This window comes from Adlercreutzia agrestimuris (assembly GCF_943193125.1).
Lineage (GTDB): Bacteria > Actinomycetota > Coriobacteriia > Coriobacteriales > Eggerthellaceae > Xiamenia > Xiamenia agrestimuris.
Genome location: NZ_CALPCX010000001.1, coordinates 675,657 through 695,651, shown reverse-complemented (window position 1 = coordinate 695,651; position 19,995 = coordinate 675,657). Strand labels below are relative to the sequence as shown.

Here is a 19,995-nt window from a genome sequence, read left to right as displayed (position 1 = left end):
CGTTGGCGAATGCGGATCTATGCTTTTAGAGCGTTCGTCCTCCACAATTTTCACTTCGTTGACCTTGTCAGGCATGCTTTCCCCCTCTGCCTTTGGCATTGCGGCTAAACGCGCGTATCGCGCATTAATGGTTTAGCCTAGTATACCGAATTCGTTACATACCAGAATAACTGCAGCAACTAACAAAAAGCCGCCAAAGATAAAGCGAAGTGTTCGTTCAGGAACGCGCGTAATGAGCTTTGCTCCAAGAAGCGCACCAGGAATAGAGCCAAGCGCAATAGCGATACCCGCCACATAGTTTATGTTTCCAAGGAATGCCTGCTGAATAACGCCAGGAATAGCCAGAATCATTACTGCAATAAGCGACGTGCCGGAAGCTTTACGCATATCCACACCGATAACTGACAAGAACAGTGGCACCATCAAAAAGCCGCCGCCAACACCAACATATCCCGAGGCCAAACCCGCCGCAAGGCCAATGCAAGCGCCCAGTAGCAGCTGCTTGCGGCTCAAGGCGGTCGAGGCGCCGGCTGCGTCAGCTGCGACAGCCGCGCCAGCTGCGTCAGCCACGCCGGTAGCCGCGCCAGCCGCGCCAGCCACGCCGGTAGCCGCGTTGGCATCTGCAGACTCAACCGCGTCAGCTTGCGCAGGCGCTGCACCGGATGCGGCAACAGGCTTCGCCTTGATGGCTTTGCTCAAAATATTAATGGCAGACCAGATGATTACGAGCGCCGCTACCACCATGATGAGCCACGCCGGCGAAATACTAGCAAGCTGCACCCCAAGCGGCGACGTCAGCGCGCCACCTAAGCCGGCAGCCACCCCCAAAGCGGGCAAACACGTCTTATTGCGCACATGAGAGACGGCACCCGAAATGGAGGTTGGCACAATGGTAAACAGCGACGTTGCTGTGGACATTATGGGGCTCATATCGAATACCAGCCTAAATACTGGCACCATAATCGTGCCGCCACCAACGCCCAAAAGACCAGACAAAACGCCTATTCCCACACCTACTAGCGCGGGAACCACCCATTGCACAAACAGCTCCATGGCAGCTCGTCTACTCTCCTAAATCCAGGCGAATTTGCGTAGTAGCGCCAGGATCAATAGAGGCGCTCGTCGCACGATAGGGATGATTTGCTGCTTGCGCAACCGCCTGATCAGGCGCAAACCCTCTCGGTTGCTCTTGCACTTCATTCCCCCGAGCATCCCCACTGCGAAGTGAAGGATGCAACGGCGCACGCACCCCTAACCCATCAGGAGCAACGTCAAGCATGTTTTGTGTAACCGACTGCACCAACGCAGTACACAATACCTGATCATCTTCCATGCGTGACATAATGGCGGGCCACACAAACTGGAATTCAAAATACTTAGAGCAATTGCGCTCAGCATATGTCATAGCCTCGCCCGTAGCAGCCTTCGCCGCTTTGCGATAGGCGGACTTATCAGGTCGCGTCAAAGAACGCAACAAAGCTGTAATGCGTATGCGCCTCCTAATACCTGGCTCCAAAAAAGGACCAGGGTAGGGCTCAAGCGAAGAAGGTTTTACTTGCAAAAGGTCAATTTGTGTGCGGCTATACTCAATCTTGCGATACTCATAGAGCCACCTAAAGATATCTTGGCGAAAACGCGTACCTTCGCTTGGTGACTCAGGTGGTAAATGCCTCATACTCCACTGGTTGTCAAACCAGATATCTGAACCATACATGCGCAGGTCAAGCATATAATCAAGGTCTTCCCCGCGGGGGATCCAAGGGTCAAACGAAAGGCGTTTAAACGCTTCTTTGTGTAAGGCAAGGCAGCCGCCACACACGTGATTCGAGCGCGAAAGGCGTGGACCTTGCATAGCCTTAGTAATCCATTTGTTGAAGGCTTTTCCCTGCTGCCAAAAATGGTTGTACCACTTATCTTGACTCTTCGACAAATACGAACCATCAGCGTTATAGTAAAAGCCTGTCTTCGCCAAAATAGGTATTCCCTTTTTTGTGAGTTTTCCCAGACCATACATGGCTTTATGGAGGAAGTCGGGGTCATCAATAACCTCGTCGTCGTCTAAAAAGACCACCGAATCAAACCCGAACGCATCTGCCAACACAAGCCCTAAATTACGCACGGCGCCATAACCGGTAAGGCTCACTTCCTTTTGCAAGCGTCCCAATCCAAGTTGCTCCATGCGCTGCTGGACGAGCAATAACTCAGGAGCGCCTATCACCATGATAGAAAGATTCGGGTAGCGCGCCGCTTCAGTCTGCACTTTTTTGAGGGCTTGCATCTCAATTGAGCGCTCGCTACCAACAAGCACCATAATCTGGCCGAGTCCATCAACTTGTTCAAGAGAGGCGAAAAGTCGTCCGAGTTCCCCAGGAGCTGAAAGGGGCGTGGCGTGATCATAAGTGGAGATTACACCGCCAGCTTCAACTCGGCGACGTGCGGATATGAACGTGGGTATGATTATAACTGGATTCATGCACATCCTTCATTAACATGCGCGTAGCGCCTGATTAATGAGTTTATTGTAGCGCGAAATGATTAGCCAAAAACTTTACTACACGCAATCTTTAAGACGCTGTTACCAAGGTACCGAATAAGTAAGATCTACTTCCGTTTACCGCTGCGTTTCTTGGGTTTTGTGTGATGCGCCTGCCCTCGAGCACCTTGCGTGGTGCGCGCTTCTTTTGCTGCACGAATATCGCTTGCCTTTTCACCACGTAGTCTGCGAGCCTCTTCGCGACGCTCGCTTACCTGTTCGCTTTCTTGCATAAGCGCTTGATAAGAAGCAAAGCGTTCCTGTGAGATCTCCCCTGCTTCCACGGCGGCGCGCACCGCACAGCCCGGCTCGTTGGCATGCTTGCAATCTCTAAACTTGCACTGTGCTGCCACCGCCTCAATATCGGCAAAGGCAGCTTCAATCCCCTTGCCTGCATCCCAAAGCCCCAGACCGCGCACGCCAGGCATATCAACAATAAGACCCCCGCCGGGAAGCGCAATCATTTCCCGGCTCACCGTAGTGTGGCGCCCTTTTCCATCTTCTCGCACAGGAGTGGTTTGCTGGATGGCTTCGCCAACCAACATATTAACCAAGCTTGATTTGCCCACACCACTTTTACCCAAAAGAACCGCTGTGCAACCCTCAGGCACTTTTGCACGCACGGCCTCAATACTTGCTGGATCTTGCAAACTGACAACATCAACTTCTACATCAGGTCCGGCCAACGCGCGCACCTGTTCACGCACCTCTGCTATGTGTTGATCATCTTCAGCCAGATCGGCCTTGGTAAGCACCACCGACACTTCGGCCCCTGTTTCACATGCAAGCACCAATTCGCGCTCTAAACGTCGCGTGTTCACATCAGAAAGTGGTTGCGCAACAAATACATGGTCGAAATTTGCTGCAAGAATTTGCGGCAATGCACGCTCTGTGGGATCTTTGCGCACAAAAGCGCGTGTGCGCGGCAAAATGTTCACGATAATGCCTTTGTCATGACCATCAGGCGCATCTACGATCACCTTATCGCCTATAACTGCGCGCCAATCTGCCCCTTTGACCAGCGAAGTTGCATGTTCGCAACGAACCTCTCGCCCATTTTCAAGACGCACCAATGGATACCCTCGATCAAGTTTGATCACCTGTCCATCTAGCAGCTGTTCACCACCACTTTGCTTACCGGGTATCTTCGTTGGCTCATCTGCAACCATTTAGCGCTGCCTCTCTCGGATCAAATAGAACAACACGGTCACAAGCAAACCCACTACAACGGTAATAATACCCGGCACGAATTTCGTGAGATTGAACGCCTCTTCGGTATATTCTCCCGGGTCAACAACGCTCACCACCTCAGCATGAAGATCACTTGTACCCTCATGTTCAGGACAAGCAAGATGAAAGGTTCCACGAACCTGCAATATCGTGCCCCGTTGCTGATAGCGGCCAAAGGTATCAATGCGCGCCGCCGCATCACGCGTCATAAAGACTGCAATTGTGGCGGTGTTGTCTTCATTCGACAAGGTAATCCAGCTGAATTTTTGATCGAATGTTGCATGAATAGCATCGCCAATTGCTTCACCCGTTACTTGCACCGTTTGATTGTCGTAGTACGCATCAGCAGATGAGAGGTCTGCAATGGATGTGTCATAAATAAACGAACTGTCGGGCAGCTGCTGCGGATTGATGAGGTTGCCCTCAGATTCCAGCTCAATTTCTTCAGCAAACGCACGATCTGAACTCACGCCAGCACAAACAACAAGCGCCATCAAAAGCGCAGCCAAAAAAGCTGTCGCACACGCCCTTGCAAGCATTAACGACTGCGTAGTAGCCGCATTCGCAATATGTTTCACAGGATGCCTCATCCGTTGAACCACCGCCTCGGGTCAAGCGAGACGACAATCTCCACGAGCAGCGCAAGCAGCGTTACAAACTCAAGACGGCCTGCCCACATTTGGAAAATGTAGAACACCTCCAAGGTAACGGGCATACCTGGCGCTGCAAGGCCTGAGGACAAACCACCATTACTTGTCATTGCAACTGACTCAAAAATGGATTGCGTAGCATCGTAGCCATGCGCAATGCCAACCAGAGCACCAATCAAATAGGTGGCGGTATAAAGCACAAATACCGTCGTAGCACTCTTGACGGCTTCAGGCGAAAGCACGCGCTTGCCAACGTGGTTGTACGACACAACTACACGAGCACTTGCCGGCGACAATGCTTCTTTAATTGTGGCCACCAAAGATTTCGCAATAAGACCAATGCGATTGAATTTGATGCCACCTGACGTTGAACCCGCGCTTCCACCAACTGCCATCAGCATGGCTACCACCAAAAACGCTCCCGACGATAATGCGGTTGTCAATTGATTAGGTGTAATGTTGAGAAAACCAGTGGTGGAAGAAGCCGAAATGACCGTAAAAAGACCGCGTCGCAACATGGCAGGAAGATTAGAAAACTCTGCACTCATGGTAAGTGATGCGGCAAAAACGCAGGTCATTACTGCAAGCCACAAAACCATGGTGCGAATTTCTAGATCACGAAAGAACGTCTCAATGTGTCCTTTCCATACCTCAGCATGCAAGACAAAATTGATGGATCCTGCCAACATCAACACCATGATGACCAGCTCTAAAGGTGACGAATGGTAATACAACACCGATTGGCTCATCGGGGCGAACCCTCCGGTTACAAATGCAGAAATAGAAAGCCACAATGCCTGCAGAATAGCGCGCAAAGGCTCCATACCCAATAACAAGCAGATCACCGACAAGATGCCCGTTGCAACCACAATGATGCCAACGGTGATTTTCGCAATGAATTGCGTGGTTTGAATGATGTTGGGAAGCACATGTTCGCTTCGTCCTTCTGAAGAATACAAACTTGCTCCGCCACGCTTGCCGAACAAACCAAACGATAGCGCCACAACAATCAAACCCAAACCACCAATAAAATGCAGGACGAATCGCCACATGTTGTCTGCATTAGAAAGGTGATCCAGATCCATAATGACGCTTGCGCCTGTAGTGGTAACGCCTGACACGCCGTCAAAAAGCGCATCTAAGAAAGTGGCATAGTGTCCCGACAAATATAGAGGAATTGTGGCAACGAACCCCAGAACAATCCATGCCAAACCAGTAACTACCATAGCTTGTTGCTGGTTAAGTCTGCCCGGTTCAATGCGCAAAAAACGCAGACCAGAACCAAGGATCAGTGTGATGCCAATAGTGAGAAGATAGCGCGAAGCAGGTCCCCACTCTTCACATGCAACTGCCAGAATAAATGGAACCAGCAAGCCTAGAGTAGAAAACAGGACTAATACGCCGAGATAATGACCAATGACCCGCAGGTCATACAAGGTAAAGCGCTGCCACATGTCAGCATCTTTCCTTTCTGGCCATCTTGCAGTGTGTTATAAGTGTCATCAGCCAAGCACCAACCTCACCGCAATAATAAGCACCCAGAGCAACACCAAAAAACACAGCAGCGACAACAAAACAATCCCCATTCCAATGGCGGGAGTCTCAAGTCGCTGGAGTATGTTGGTATTCTTCTTGCGCATATCTTTCGTATTCTAGTACATCTTTGTCTGCTGCACACCGTACACCCCGTCACCCGTTGCGTCTTTGACACACCCGGGCACACGCAAGCGTGCTTGCTTCCTAAACAAGCAATGTCGTTTGCGCCGGCTGAGTGCTCGCTACGACATTCCCTTTGTGAATGCTATAGGTCACAGGAGCATGCGTGCGCAATGTCTCATAGAAATTAGGAGCATCAATCAAAATACAATTCGCCGTATTTCCCACACGGATGCCATAGTCTTCGCCCACGGAAAGCGCACGAGCGCCGTTATAAGTCACAAACTTATATGCGTCCTGCAATTCATCGTATCCCATTAATTGCGCTGCATATACCCCCATCCACACTGGATCAAGCATGTCGCCATTGCCAAGCGGATGCCATGGATCCTGCAGATCGTCTTCGCCAAATGCTACAGGCACACCGGCGTTGTTGAGCTCTTTTACCCGCGTCAAACCTCGACGCTTAGGATAGGTGTCAAATCTTCCGCCCAAGTGCATGTTGACCATAGGATTTGAGATAATGCTTACCTCTGAACGCGCCAACAGGTTGATAAGCTTGTATGCATAAGCATCTGGATATGCGCCCATAGCGGTGGTGTGTGAAGCAGCCACACGTTTGCCCATTTTGCGTTCAAGGGCAAGCGCTGCCAGCACTTCCAAATTGCGCGAATCAGGGTCGTCAATCTCGTCGCAATGCACATCAACAAGCAGGCCATATTCCTCAGCAACATCCATCAAAATGCGCACCGACTCAGCCCCATAACCACGCGTAAACTCAAGATGAGGACAGCCACCAATTACATCTACGCCGCATGCGGCAGCTTTTCGCAGCAACGCTTCTCCCTGAGGAAACGACAGTATCCCTTCCTGCGGAAATGCCACCAATTGCACATCTATAAAATGGCGAACTTCTTCACGCACCTCCAAAAGTGGCTCAAGCGCTGTTAACGTTGGCTCGGTGACATCCACATGACCACGCACATATTGCACGCCATGAGCTGCAAGAAGCTGAAGCGCCTTTGTTGCTCTGCGCTTAACATCATCAGGTGACAACAAGTTAAGCTGCTTATATTCCGAGAAGATCTGCACACCTTCAAACAAAGTTCCCGATTCGTTCCAACGTGGCGTTCCGGCCGTCAAACACGCATCAAGGTGCACATGAGGCTCCACATAAGGCGGAAGCATAAGATTGTTGTTTCCCTCAATAATCTGTTCACCTTCTGCTGCTTCAAGATGTGGAGCAATTTCAGCAAACACGCCTTTGGATATGCGAACATCCATTGGAGTTGTTGCGTTTTCAATATAAACACTGCGAATAAGCATTTCATTTCCTAACCGCTTTGCATGCAACCGAGAGGCTCTTCTCGTGTCATTTCTGCATGAATTCAACGTGACCCTAGGACATATTCCATCCCATTTCACCGCTCTTAGAATCACATCATTCTACTACGAACACAACCGTCAGCCCGTCCAAACACCCCGTTTAACCCCTCCATATGTTTCAAGCTGTTTTCGTTGGGTTTCAAACGATAGTTCACGCTTGGTATATCGATATAATGCAAGAATTCACCACTGGGGGTGAAGGATTGAGAGACTGCAAAATTTCGCCTTCTCAAACCGTTTGTACGAAGTGATGTATCCACTGAGCTTGATGCGCCTTTCTCACGACGCCTATCTTGCGAAGTGCACTGATCCATCGTGGAACATAGGGAGAAGACGAAGATTTTGCACCGAGAAAGGGAAAGGAAGGGAAGTCATGGCTACAGAAAAAGTTGAGCTTGCTGAGAACACTGACACGCAAGACATTGACATCGACTACTCGCTTTCACGCGTTCCTGACGATGCAAAACAGCCATTCTGGCGTATTCTCTTCATCAGAATCGGCGCTATCTGCTGCGTATCTCAGCTCATGTTGGGTGCAGCACTTGGTTTCGGAATGACGTTCTTTGACGCATTCTTAGCAACGCTGTTCGGCTCCGTTTTGTTGCAGGTAGTCAGCTGGGCACTGGGTACCGCTGCTGCTCATGAAGGTCTGTCAACCAGCTTGCTTTCACGCTGGGCTGGTCTGGGTAAAGGCGGTTCAGCCGTATTCGGCGGCGTTGTGGCTATCTCAATGGTTGGCTGGTTTGGCGTTCAGAACTGTGTGTTTGGTCAAGGCATGGCTGACATCATTCCGTTTACTGACTTTTTGGGAACCGAAGAGCTTATAGCAGGCACCGGCATTACCGGCGAATATGTGCTGTGGGCCATTATCACCGGCATTGGCATTACCCTTTTGGTAGTGTTTGGTATTAAGGCCATCGCCAATTTCGCCACGATTTTCGTTCCGCTGTTTGTCATTGCGGTTATCTGGTCTGCTGCTATCGTGCTGCAAGGTCACTCTTTAGGCGAGCTTGTTGTTGCCGCACCTCCTGGACCGGAAATGGGCATGGGCGCAGCAATCACCATGGTTGCTGGCGGCTTTATTGCGGGCGCTATTTGCACGCCTGACTACGCTCGTTACCTCAAAAATGGCACCCAGGTGTTCTGGATGACCCTCATCGGTACGTTCTTGGGCGAGCTGGGCATGAATCTTATTGCAGTTCTTTTGGCAAACGCTATGGGTACCGAAAATGTTGTAGACATCATGATGGGCACTTCAGGCGTTATTGGCGTTATCATCGTTGTTGCCTCTACCGTTAAGCTCAATGACATCAATTTGTACTCTTCAAGCCTTGGTTTCGCCACGATGCTCAACGCTTTGTTCAACAAGGCACTGAGCCGCAACACGTTGGTCTGGATCCTCGGTATTGCTGGTACGGTTCTGTCCGTTGTTGGCATCATTAACTACTTCACCGGCTTCCTTTCACTGTTGGGTGTTGCTATCCCGCCGGTTGCAGGCATTATGGTTGTTGACTACTTCATCCTTCGCCGTAGCCGCAAAATCCTTGACGAATCTCGTGCGGAGGGCGGTCTGCCTAAGCGCGTTGAGAACTGGAACCCTGTTGCATTGATCATCTGGGTTGTTGGCTTTGCCATTGGCGAGGTTTCAAGCATCTTTAACATTGGCATTCCTGGATTAAACTCGCTCGTCCTGGCTGGCATTCTGTACTGGATTGTTATGAAGCTCATGGCAAGCGCTAAGCATGTTGACGTGCTTATGTTTAAGGAAACCGACGAGGTTCTCTAATTCGCAAACGCATAAACGCGCAAATGCTACATCAAAAGGGTCGGCAAGCTGCCGACCCTTTTTGTATCTGTGGGCGCTCTCGCTCCTTCACCTTCGCTTACTACGCACGTGTTCTTGCGATATGCTATCCTTTATTCCCGAGAGAGAATAACAACGTTCACACATACTTGCGCTGATGAAAGGCAAGAGAAAACCATGACAGAAAACGATATTGCTGCAAATCCGATTACTCCACCCGCCGCATGCAACACAGTCACTTTCACCGCTTCAGACGGTATGGAGGTTGCCTTTCCGCTGGACTTTTTGCTCGAACGCGGCGCCATAATTGCAGACAAAATCAATGGCGAAAGCATATCAGACGTTATGGGATGCGCTAATCAACTCTGGATCCCCGGTTTCCCGGCGAAGTATTTCATCCGCGATATCGTCGGCATCAAATTCACTCAAGAAGATGAGCCACCAGCTCTCCCCGACTTCACTGACGACGGCCATGATTACACCAACCGTCCTAACGTCTCTTGCAAGGCCGAATATGTCGGACACATTGGCCAGCCGATGCTTTTTGAGGGCTGGGCAGACGACTACGACAAACGCATTGTTGCTGTGGAGTTCTCTCTTGACGAAGGCGCCTCATGGACCCGTCACGAAACCGCAGGAGCTGATGCGGTACGTTGGGTCTGGTGGACTTTTGAATGGACGCCAACTGAGGAGGGAGTTTTCCGCATGCTCGTTCGTTCAGTTAACGAGGACGGAAAAGTCTCCCCCACTCCTGCTGCCCACCAGTTTCAAGTGCTGGCATAAGCCTTGCCAGCTTATAGCCTTACGGCAATAAAACGTTTTCGTAGAGGTCGGGGCGCCTATCGCGAAGATAGGGCGGATAAATGCCGCTTTGACGACCGCGTGCTACATCTTCAAGATCGATATCCACGTAGAGCACGCCTTCGGCCTCTTCTTCCAACTCTTTAATAATATGACCGCGCGGGTTGCTGACATATGAGTGACCAGGCATAACAAGATCTTCCTCAATGCCATAACGGTTGACTGCCGCCACATACACCGTGTTCTCAAGTGCACGCGACGGGCCATTGAGGTGCCAGCCATCCATATCTTGTTCGCACCATGCCGACAAGCAAAGCAGCAAATCGCACCCTTGCAGCGCCAGTATACGTGCGGTCTCCGGGAATCCCATGTCGTAACAGATCATGACACCAACGCGCCCGAAATCAGTATCGAACACTCCTCCACCGTTTCCAGAACGGAAGTAGAAGCGCTCAAGCGCCCAGAGGTGCTGTTTGTCGTAAGTACCCATAAGGTTGCCTTCGCGATCAATAAACACCGAGCTGTTATATGGCACCGCTGTCAAATCGTGTTCCAACGAGAGTCCCGCAGCAACATAACAATGAGCTTTGCGAGCAGCTTCGCGAAGAGCGCTCACCGTAGGACCTTCAACGGTCTCAGTCAACTCTCCTAAACGAGGGCCCACCACGTTAAGCTGGTAGCCTGTCGAAAAAAGTTCCGGCAACAAGACCAGGTCAGCACCTTGTTTACCTGCTTCTTCGATAAAATCACACGCACGTTTGGTGTTGCCCTCAACGTCACATATCGTGCCTTCAAATTGCACCAATGCAAGTTTTACTGGCCGCGTTTTTTCCATCACGTCCTCTTTCTTACGCACGCATTTTTTGCGTTCTATAGCATCAAATCTCCCACAGCTTTCACGCGAATGCAAAGCGCATCGCCCAAATACGCCATCGGGATATCCTCAACCTCAATAACCTCAACCGTCTCAGGATCCGCACCGGCAGCAATTGCCTCAGCGCATGCGCGCTCCTTTGACTCAGCAATTGCCTGATCACGCGGCGTCTCAGCCAATGAGAACACCTTCGTAATCTGTCCAGAAACCTGCGCAATTGCCGAACCGATTGCGTTTGCCACACCAAAATTCTCGGGGCGAAGAACTTCTCCTGCGCCCTCCAAATGGCTTGGCGACAAGATGGAGCCACCGCCCACCAAGATCACCGTGACATCGCCAGCAGAGGTCTTCATTGCATCAACTGCGTCCTCAATAATGCGAGTGATATCGGCATATGCCGCCTCAATGAGGTTCGGCTCAAGGTTTGCTACCAATGCCGAATTGCCAACACCTTCAACCAGGCCTTTTGCCACAACAATGTCAGTGGCAGTCAAAACATTGCCCCCGAAGCACAGAGCATCTTGCGTCACGCGATACCCCACCGAATCAGGGCCAACCGTCACAGAACCGTCCTCATGCTGGCGAACAATTGAGCCACCGCCCAGTCCAACACTCACCAAGTCAGGCATGCGGAAATTAGTGCGCACATCACCAATTTCAACCGCAACCATGCTCTCACGCGGGAATCCATGCGATAAAACACCCACATCGGTCGTGGTACCACCAATGTCTACCACAACTGCATCTTTTACCTTTGTCAAAAACGATGCGCCGCGAATAGAGTTGGTCGGACCGCATGCAATGGTAAATATCGGATAGCGTTTTGCATATTCAACAGACATGAGCGTGCCGTCATTCTGTCCCAAATATACCGCTACGTCGCTTAAGCCTTCAGCAGCAAGCGCAGCCTCAAAACTGTCGGCGGTGGTGATGGCAACATCGTGCAATGCTGCGTTCAAAATAGAAGCGTTTTCGCGCTCTAAGAATCCCAGCGATCCAATCTCGCTCGAGACCGAAATGGGGAAATCTTCGCCCAAGGCGTCGCGCATAATGGTAGCGGCGCGTTGCTCGTGAGCATCAGAAACAGGCGAAAATACGCTGGTGATGGCTACTGATTCATAACCTTCATCTGCAACAATGCGAGCAACCTCGCGCAGTTCTTCTTCTGAAAGCTCACTGATTTCACGGCCATCAAACTCATGTCCGCCATGCACCAAGAAATCCTGTACGCGCATGGCATTCTTAAGCTCATCAGGCCAATCAGCCATACAGCTTACAGCCGTAGTTGCCGGTGCACCAATACGCACTGCCGCCACTTTATTGAGGCGTTTACGCTCGACAATGGCGTTAGTGCAATGCGTGGTACCCAGCATGGCAAAACCAATATTTTTTGCCGCATCGGGACCAATTTGGCGAATGACCTCATGCATTGCCGCCTCAATGCCACCCATAACATCTTCAGTGGTCGGGCTCTTTGTGGCAGCAACAAGCTGAAGGTCCCCGTTAATTACTACTGCATCAGTATTCGTGCCGCCTACGTCAATGCCTAAACGCCACGTACGCTTTTCGTTCGTCATATCCGGCCTCCCCTTACTCTTTGTCGCCAGCCGCACCAGCAGCACCTGATGCACCCAGTTGCGCAGCCAACTCTTCAACCGGAACGTAATCCAAGTCGTATCCAAAGGCACGCGGACCGACTACCGCAAGACCATTTTCCGTACGCCACTGCGGATCACACGGCATACCTACCACGACAATACGCGCACCATACTTCAGGCCTTCGGTCGTTACCGGAGTACCCGATTCCATATCAAGCGACATGATCAAATCAGGAGATGTGCAAACTGCTTCGCCATCTTTAAGCGCAATAATGTTTTCGTTTTGGAAGTTAATAATAAGCTGGCTTCCCTTATCGGTATCAAGGCCGTCCACGACCGCGCGCCCGCGCACAAACATGCCATCGGTATTGCGCTCCACATCAACCACCTTGCCCTTGAAGAGGCGATATCCGTTCGTTACATCCAACACCGCATCAATAGGGTCTTCGTGTTGCTCGCGCGCCTCACGCAACGTGCGTCCAATTTTTTCGCACAGCGTTGGAGTATCGCGAATGGCGAAATCTTTGAGCTGCTTGCCCGTGCACATGTACGACGCCAAGATGGTATAACCACCCATAACTGATGTTGCTTGGCGAGCAATGCGCTCAAGCCAGCGGTCATCAATAGCGCGAACAGTGACTGTATTGCCTTTTTCATCGGCAAGAACTGCCGGCATGCCTTTCACGCCATTAATGCCAAGTGTGGTCATTTGCAATTCCGGGAACGCACGCCCCATAAGATCGCAGTCCACAACAGGAATTTGGCGGGTAGCACCTAAGATGAACGGAATAGTTGAGTTTACGCCGCCTGCCTCAACAGCATAAATTGCAAACGGCTCACGGCCAAGCTCTTTGACCATCTCATCGTAAGTTGCCATAGGCTCAAGACCGCTGCAGATTTTTTCGACCATAATTGTTGGTGCACCCATCATCTGAGAAACCACCACAATCTCGTCATCAGGAACTTCATCTACGCTGATCAGCTCTACATCGCCATATTTGCGAATGGCCTCAATTGCCATCAGTTTGCCAACGTAGGGATCCCCGCCTCCGCCGGCACCAAGGACGGTAGCGCCTAACGCCATATCCTCAATCTCTTTGACGCCCACTTTTCTTCTCATGTGGCATCTCCCTTTCTCCGTGTATGTCGCAAGACGAGGCATAGTGACGCATGCATCTCACCTAAAACAGCCGTGCCGACACCATGCGGCTCGCTTCTCATTGCCTCTCATATGCATTGATTCTCTTATTGTAAATGGTTAGCACATCCGCCTTGTCCACCTGCAGAGGTATTCCGGTAAAACGGCCGCTTCATAAGGACGAATGCTGATGTGACAACAGGCCGTGCTCTTACTAATGCGCTATAGAAAGAATCATTGCCAGACAACAAGAATTATGCAAAAAAAGACCTTGCGTCCGGAGGGGCCACGCAAGGTCTTTTAAGAAAGGAATATTGTCTCAATTAAAAACTGTTTCTTCTAAAAGAGACGTGTCTATATAGGCTTATGCGGAAACATACTTTGCGGCTGCCTGACCAGCAAGTCTTCCGCTAACAGAACCCCACAAAAGAGATGCACCGCCAGACGGATACAAGCGATACATGTATTCACCGTTACACGTTTCGCCACCAGCATAGAGACCATCAATTTTGGTACCATCTTCACGCAAAACTTCAGAATCCATGCTAATTTTCAAACCGCCAATAGTACCGTTAATACCCGGAGAATAGCGCACCAGATAATAAGGTCCTTCTTCGTATGCTCCATAAGCAGCAATGTCAGCCGTTCCAAAGTCATCATCTTTGCCTGCTGCAACCATTTCATTGAAGTGAGCAACGGTCTTCTCAAGACCATCCGCATCAACACCCGCAGCTTCAGCAACTTCGGCAAGGGTCTTTCCTTCAAAGACCACACCTTTTTCCTTCGCGCTTTCAAGCGCTTTGAGCGCAGCTTCATTTTGAGTGTTTGCGCCATAGAGCGTCCAGGCATATTCAGTACCCGAATCATAGAACGCCTTAAACTGCGAACCTTGATCCTCGTTGACCTCGGAGTGCATTTCGTCAGAATAGCGCACGCCATCCATGGTGACCTTAATTGCGGGTATCGGTGAATACATGCCGGTGGTTTGGCCATAACCACTTCCCGTGAGATAGCCACCCGCAGCAAGGCCAAGCTCAATTCCGTCACCCGTGTCATGAACATTGCACAAACCTGTCGATCCGCCAACCATACCCTCATTGGTGTGCGGGAACCACTTTGCCAACGCTTCAGCGCTTCCTTCACATCCGCCAGCAGCAAGCACGACAGCTTTCGCATCAATAGTAATAGTCTCACCGCCACGCATGGCCACCACACCTGTTACTGTACCCGAGTCGTCCTGAAGCAATTCAGTGACTTTTGTATTGAGGAGACAAATTCCGCCAGCCGCCAAAAAAGCGGGATATGTGCGATCAAAAATGTTTGATCCGCTTGATGGGTGCGGGATAGCAGGACCTGCGGGATGGGGAATTTCCTCGCCGTCGGGATTCCAGGCACGATGGGCATAATGGATGGGCGTGCCGTAGCATTCGCCAACCTGAAACTTCACACCAAGGCTGGTGTACCAATCGATGATTTCGCCCGAATGCTCAACGGTATTCTTAATCACATCATAAGTAGCTTTTTCTTCAGAGTAACGATACAGATGGTCAATAAGTCCCTGAGGATCCATGTTGCCATCAGCCTCACTTTGCAACGAAGAACCCGCAGCAAGGATGGCTCCGCCTGAACCCGTTGCAGCTCCACCAGGAATGCCAAGCTTTTCTACCATGATGACTTTAGCGCCTGCTTCAGCAGCACTCAGCGCAGCAGCCTGGCCACTAATACCGCTGCCCATGACCACAATATCGCATGAAAGGTGTTCATCGTGAGACTCGGTCATCGGCGCTTGCGAAAATGCGCTTTCGTCACCTGCTTGTTTCAGACAATCGCGAACGCCTTGGATCAAGGCAAGCGAAGTCACCGTCGCGCCCGTACAAGTGTCCACATCAACAAATTGCTTGCGAACCATCTCGTCAGCCATAGTGTTAATTGCAAGAACACCAAACTGCTTGCTCTCAATACCACCAGCGTCCACTTTCACAAGACGATCTTCACTCACCACGGTGGTAACCACCATAGGTCCAACTTTGCCTTCAACCGTACTTTGATATACACCAGGTGTCAGGCTATAAGCAGTAGTTTGCTGGCTCTCTGCACCAGTAGCCGCTGTTTCGGTATGCTGTCCAGACGAGCAGCCTGCAAGCATACCCGCACCAAATCTCCCGCGCCCGCAATTGCTGCGCCTTTAAGGAAATTACGACGACTCACACCATCAACTGTTTTCATACGAACCCTCCAACTCCTCTTATACGACCTTGCAACTTTGCAAGGAGTTTGACAAAATGCCCGAGTAACAACGCCTTTTTGAATACTCGGGCACTAACGGAAGGGTAAGAAAAAATAAGCGGTTTCGTCATCGCAAACAAGCGGTGATATTTTATTGTGCCTGATAAATAGCTTACTTATCACCCATTACGTGCGATTTCAGCAAATCGGGTATGATACCAATGAAGAGCGAACAAGGCGGAGTTTTATGCAAACAAACCAAACCTCTCAAACAAGCAATACGATTGGAATTCATCTTTTTCTGTCGCAAATTGCAAGTCTGAAAAGCAATGCACGCCTTTTTGTTGCCTTAATGCTTTGGCTTGCGTGGATCTTGAGCATCATTACGAGCAACCTTTTGTTTGTTGCCCCACAAGCTAACACTATACAAAGCGACATCTTCACCTTCTGTAGTGGCATAGGGTTTAGCGCGTTAAGTGGCGTCTATTGCTTGCAGCAATCAAAGAAGAGGGTAAATTCACGGCAAGAGCTATCACGCAAACAGCTTGTTATGGGTTTTATCATTGCAGTTGTTGTAACACTCGGAATGCCCGCCCTCTCCCTTTTGCCTCCTGAACAATTCGCCTTTTATGGAAATGGAGCATTTGCTCTCTTTGGTATAGCAAGCGGCATTGCAATAAGCATCCATACGAAATTTGTCCTGAGCGAACTTAAAACGCAACAACCATTGACTGTTGTTATCTTTTTAACGAGCGTTTTTGTCTTGGCAGGCATTCTCTGTTTTATTGTTTCTTGGTTTTGCGAACTTGATAAACAGCCCTTCGCATGGACACTCTTGTTGATAGGTTCATTTGCGACAAGCTTCAATATAGCGCGTACCAAACAACCTCACGCAAAGCTAACGCTGTCTTCACCCCAGTCAAATGCAAAAAAACACTCGCATGATCTAGACAAACATAACAAAGGCCTCATTGTGGGCACAAAACCTCTTATAGCGCTTATGTGTCTTGCAAGTTTTACTTGCGGTTTCTTGCTTGGTCTCTTTCCTCGCAGTCTTCATTTTGCACAAACAAGTGCATTGGGCAGCTTAGGCTCCATCGGGATTGTCTCTCTTTTAGCCTTCGCCACCACAAGTATCATTATGATCTTGCTGTGCTACCTGCTCTCGCAACCAAAAATACCTATTGCACTCATGATGCTGCTTGCATTGTTGCTCGTCGCTTTTGGATGCCTTGCAATGCCTTCACTCTCTATTGACAACTCACTCCCGTTTGCCATTCTTATTCCCGTGCCTTTCATTGTTTTGACCTGGGGAATTCCGCTTATTTCTCTCGCCCTTTCAAACGAGGAAGACCTTCTTTTGAAACCAGAAGATCAATCGCAGCAAAACCTCTCTTTCTCTTCTCGGTTTTCCCAACCTCAAGCGCTCATATGTGGTTGTGGAATATGTTTCTCTTTCGCTGCACTGATATCTCTTGTCCATATTGTTTTCATTTCGCAAACAGGCAATAGCTATCTAGCCTCCCCATCCATTACCGTTATTCTGCTTGTGTTGATTGTGGCCATTCTCTTCTTTGCCACCGTTATTCGTAATGAAATCTTTTCTTGTTTCTACCCTGAAGCATTAATCTACAGCCAACAAACTGCACACCAGCCAACACAGCCGCCTGCAGCCACATCTGACGCATCAATTTTGAAAAAGTGCCGAATGCTAGAAAAAGAATATGGCCTCACTGAACGCGAAACCGAAATTCTTGTTCTTCTTGCCGAGGGACGAAACGGGCCTTATATTCAGAAAAAGCTGCACATTTCGCAAAACACGTACAAAACGCATGCTAGTCACATCTATCACAAGATAGGTGTAGCTTCAAAACAAGAAGTAATTGAGTTACTGCGTTCAAATAACAAGCGATAGCAACACATATCTTTGATTATTCAATACAACTTAAAAAAACCGTCGCCCGACGATCTATAACATGACCTCTATCCTCATGCCTTTCGCCTCATAAGAGCCGTGGTCAATGCTACAATTGCGCTGCTACTTATAGTGGATTTAAGTAAGTTTACATATACCCTACTCATACATTCTTGCCTAGAGAAACACGAGGTAGACATGATCCTAAAACAACTGATTGAACTCTACGATTTGCTCGATTCGCCTTCTGCCAGCGGCCAAACTGCCGTTGATTATCTACGCGCTCTTGATCCTGATTGCGACGTTGAAACCTACACGCTTACCGGTGTTAAAGGCTCAACCGACATGGTGCGCGTTCGCATCCCCGGTTCACAGGGTCGCTCATCAGGCGGCAACGCTCCCACCATTGGTCTTCTTGGCAGACTGGGCGGCTTGGGTGCACGTCCTGAGCGCATCGGCTTTGTCTCCGACGGCGATGGCGCCCTCACCGCACTTGCATGTGCAGCAAAGCTTGTCTCCATGCATGCACGCGGCGACGTTTTACCTGGTGACGTCTTTATCTCAACGCATATCTGCCCGCATGCGCCAACTTTTCCCCATGAACCCGTCGCATTCATGGGATCACCTGTTTCCATGGCGGAAGTCAACCGCGAAGAGGTTGGAGCGGGAGCTCAACAAGCTGGCGCATGGCCACTTGATGCAGTGCTTTCCATTGACACCACAAAAGGCAATCGCATCATGAATGAACGCGGATTCATGATTTCGCCTACCGTTGTACAAGGCGTCATTATGCGCGTAAGCGAAGATCTTGTAACACTTGCTGAAATTGCAAGCGGTCGTCGTGCGCGCACCTATCCGCTCTCTATGGCTGACATCACGCCTTATGGCAACGGCCTGTACCATCTCAACTCCATTTTGCAACCGGCTACAGCAACCGATGCCCCGGTTGTCGGCGTTGCTGTCACAACCGAAACCGCAGTTCCCGGCTGCGCTACGGGTGCCACACACTTAACTGACCTGGATGAAGCTGGCGCATTCATGATTGAGGTGGCAAAAGCCTTTGGCGAAGGCAAGTGCTCGTTCTTCGATCCGGCCGAACTTGAATTGTTCCACGCACGCTACGGCTCCATGGCAAAGCTGCAAACCATGGGAGACTTGCCAGCTGACAACCCCAATGCATAGAGGAACCAATGAACACTGAACCAATACTTGAAACAGACCTCTTCGCCCGTGCGCTCTCCATTGTTGAGACCAATCTTTCATTGCAACCAGGCGAAACACTGCTCATTGTCACTGACGAACCCACACGTCCTATTGGTCGGCTTTTCTATGAAGCCGCTGAGGCTGTTGCCGCCCAACGCAATTGGACCGTGCTGCTTGTCGTCATGCCAGAAGGAAAGATTAATGGCGAAGAGCCACCGCAACCGGTTGCAGCCGCCATGGCTGCGGCGGATGTCGCCCTCTGTGCCACCCAAAAATCACTCACGCACACCAGCGCACGCATCAATGCAGCCGCTCAAGGCACGCGCGTAGTAACCATGCCGGGGATCACCTTGGATATGCTGCGCGACGGTGCAGCCTGCGCAAACTATGCTGAAGTAGAGCAACGCACGCTCAATCTCACGCAACGGCTTGATGCCGCACAAACCGCCCGCATCGAAAAAGACGGACATGTGCTTACGTTAGATCTTTCGGGTCGCCCTGGCGTACCTAGTCCAGGCGTATATCGCACGCCAGGAGCCTGCGGCAACTTCCCGTCAGGTGAAGCCTATATTGCTCCTCTTGAAACAGCTGCAAACGGCACCATGATCATAGATGGTTCCATGGTTGGAATTGGAAAACTTACCGCACCGATGACGGTGACACTTGAATCAGGGCAGCTGGTCAACGTAGAAGGCGAAGACGAAAACGGCCTTTACGCCGACCAGCTTGAAGTCCTTTTTAGACGCCCCGAAAATGCAACTATTGCCGAGCTGGGCATTGGCACCAACGAGCGCGCCCTTTTGTGCGGCATTATCTTGGAAGACGAAAAACTCTATGGCACAGTTCATATTGCCTTTGGGACTAATACCTCATTTGGAGGCGTTACCAAAGCAGATTGCCATTACGACGGAATCATCCTCAAGCCCACGCTCTATTTAGATGATGAGCTCATTATTGATCAGGGAGAATTCGTCATCTAGT

15 protein-coding genes and 1 pseudogene are annotated in these 19,995 nt (G+C 50.3%); 5 read left to right on the top strand and 11 right to left on the bottom strand.

Translation table 11 applies throughout. The features are described from left to right. Positions 1-132: 132 nt before the first annotated feature. The 6 genes from NFR28_RS02675 to codA form a co-directional block, all read right to left on the bottom strand. Positions 133-1,053: a sulfite exporter TauE/SafE family protein gene (locus NFR28_RS02675; protein WP_251178286.1), complete on the bottom strand. Its 921-nt coding sequence runs from the start codon at positions 1,051-1,053 to the stop codon at positions 133-135. A 10-nt stretch (positions 1,054-1,063) separates the two neighbouring features. After that, positions 1,064-2,473, bottom strand: a complete 1,410-nt coding sequence (locus NFR28_RS02670) for a glycosyltransferase family 2 protein (protein ID WP_251178285.1) — start codon at positions 2,471-2,473, stop codon at positions 1,064-1,066. 128 nt (positions 2,474-2,601) lie between these two features. Continuing rightward, positions 2,602-3,702: a ribosome small subunit-dependent GTPase A gene (rsgA, locus tag NFR28_RS02665; protein WP_251178284.1), complete on the bottom strand. Its 1,101-nt coding sequence runs from the start codon at positions 3,700-3,702 to the stop codon at positions 2,602-2,604. Then, positions 3,703-4,341, bottom strand: a complete 639-nt coding sequence (locus NFR28_RS02660; protein WP_251178283.1) for a hydrolase — start codon at positions 4,339-4,341, stop codon at positions 3,703-3,705. It abuts the gene before it with no gap. Positions 4,342-4,349: 8 nt separating this feature from the next. Next, on the bottom strand, positions 4,350-5,867 hold the full coding sequence (locus NFR28_RS02655) for a TrkH family potassium uptake protein (protein WP_251178282.1): 1,518 nt from the start codon (positions 5,865-5,867) through the stop codon (positions 4,350-4,352). A gap of 286 nt (positions 5,868-6,153) precedes the next feature. Next, a complete protein-coding gene (gene codA, locus NFR28_RS02650) occupies positions 6,154-7,395 on the bottom strand; it encodes a cytosine deaminase (protein ID WP_251178281.1) in 1,242 nt (413 codons plus the stop codon). A gap of 433 nt (positions 7,396-7,828) precedes the next feature. Between codA and NFR28_RS02645 the strand changes: the two genes are divergently transcribed. Continuing rightward, positions 7,829-9,241, top strand: a complete 1,413-nt coding sequence (locus NFR28_RS02645; RefSeq protein ID WP_251178280.1) for a purine-cytosine permease family protein — start codon at positions 7,829-7,831, stop codon at positions 9,239-9,241. A 195-nt stretch (positions 9,242-9,436) separates the two neighbouring features. Then, the gene (locus NFR28_RS02640) at positions 9,437-10,042 is read left to right on the top strand and encodes a molybdopterin-binding protein (RefSeq protein ID WP_251178279.1); all 606 of its coding nucleotides are present in this window, start codon (positions 9,437-9,439) and stop codon (positions 10,040-10,042) included. Positions 10,043-10,061: 19 nt separating this feature from the next. Here NFR28_RS02640 and NFR28_RS02635 read toward each other — a convergent pair whose 3' ends face one another. The 5 genes and pseudogenes from NFR28_RS02635 to NFR28_RS08930 form a co-directional block, all read right to left on the bottom strand. Further along, positions 10,062-10,895: a nitrilase-related carbon-nitrogen hydrolase gene (locus tag NFR28_RS02635; protein WP_251178278.1), complete on the bottom strand. Its 834-nt coding sequence runs from the start codon at positions 10,893-10,895 to the stop codon at positions 10,062-10,064. Positions 10,896-10,930: 35 nt separating this feature from the next. Beyond that, a complete protein-coding gene (locus NFR28_RS02630; RefSeq protein ID WP_251178277.1) occupies positions 10,931-12,511 on the bottom strand; it encodes a hydantoinase/oxoprolinase family protein in 1,581 nt (526 codons plus the stop codon). A gap of 13 nt (positions 12,512-12,524) precedes the next feature. Then, a complete protein-coding gene (locus tag NFR28_RS02625) occupies positions 12,525-13,652 on the bottom strand; it encodes a DUF917 domain-containing protein (protein WP_251178276.1) in 1,128 nt (375 codons plus the stop codon). A 382-nt stretch (positions 13,653-14,034) separates the two neighbouring features. Beyond that, the gene (locus tag NFR28_RS02620) at positions 14,035-15,816 is read right to left on the bottom strand and encodes an FAD-dependent oxidoreductase (RefSeq protein WP_251178275.1); all 1,782 of its coding nucleotides are present in this window, start codon (positions 15,814-15,816) and stop codon (positions 14,035-14,037) included. A 14-nt stretch (positions 15,817-15,830) separates the two neighbouring features. Next, a pseudogene (locus NFR28_RS08930) lies at positions 15,831-15,896 on the bottom strand (twin-arginine translocation signal domain-containing protein); the annotation flags it as partial. 550 nt (positions 15,897-16,446) lie between these two features. Between NFR28_RS08930 and NFR28_RS02615 the strand changes: the two are divergent. From NFR28_RS02615 to NFR28_RS02605, 3 genes are all read left to right on the top strand, one after another. Further along, on the top strand, positions 16,447-17,811 hold the full coding sequence (locus tag NFR28_RS02615) for a response regulator transcription factor (RefSeq protein WP_251178274.1): 1,365 nt from the start codon (positions 16,447-16,449) through the stop codon (positions 17,809-17,811). Positions 17,812-18,009: 198 nt separating this feature from the next. Next, on the top strand, positions 18,010-18,993 hold the full coding sequence (locus NFR28_RS02610) for a DUF1177 domain-containing protein (RefSeq protein WP_251178273.1): 984 nt from the start codon (positions 18,010-18,012) through the stop codon (positions 18,991-18,993). 8 nt (positions 18,994-19,001) lie between these two features. Beyond that, entirely contained in the window at positions 19,002-19,994 is a 993-nt protein-coding gene (locus NFR28_RS02605) for an aminopeptidase (RefSeq protein WP_251178272.1), read from the top strand. Position 19,995 lies beyond the last annotated feature (1 nt).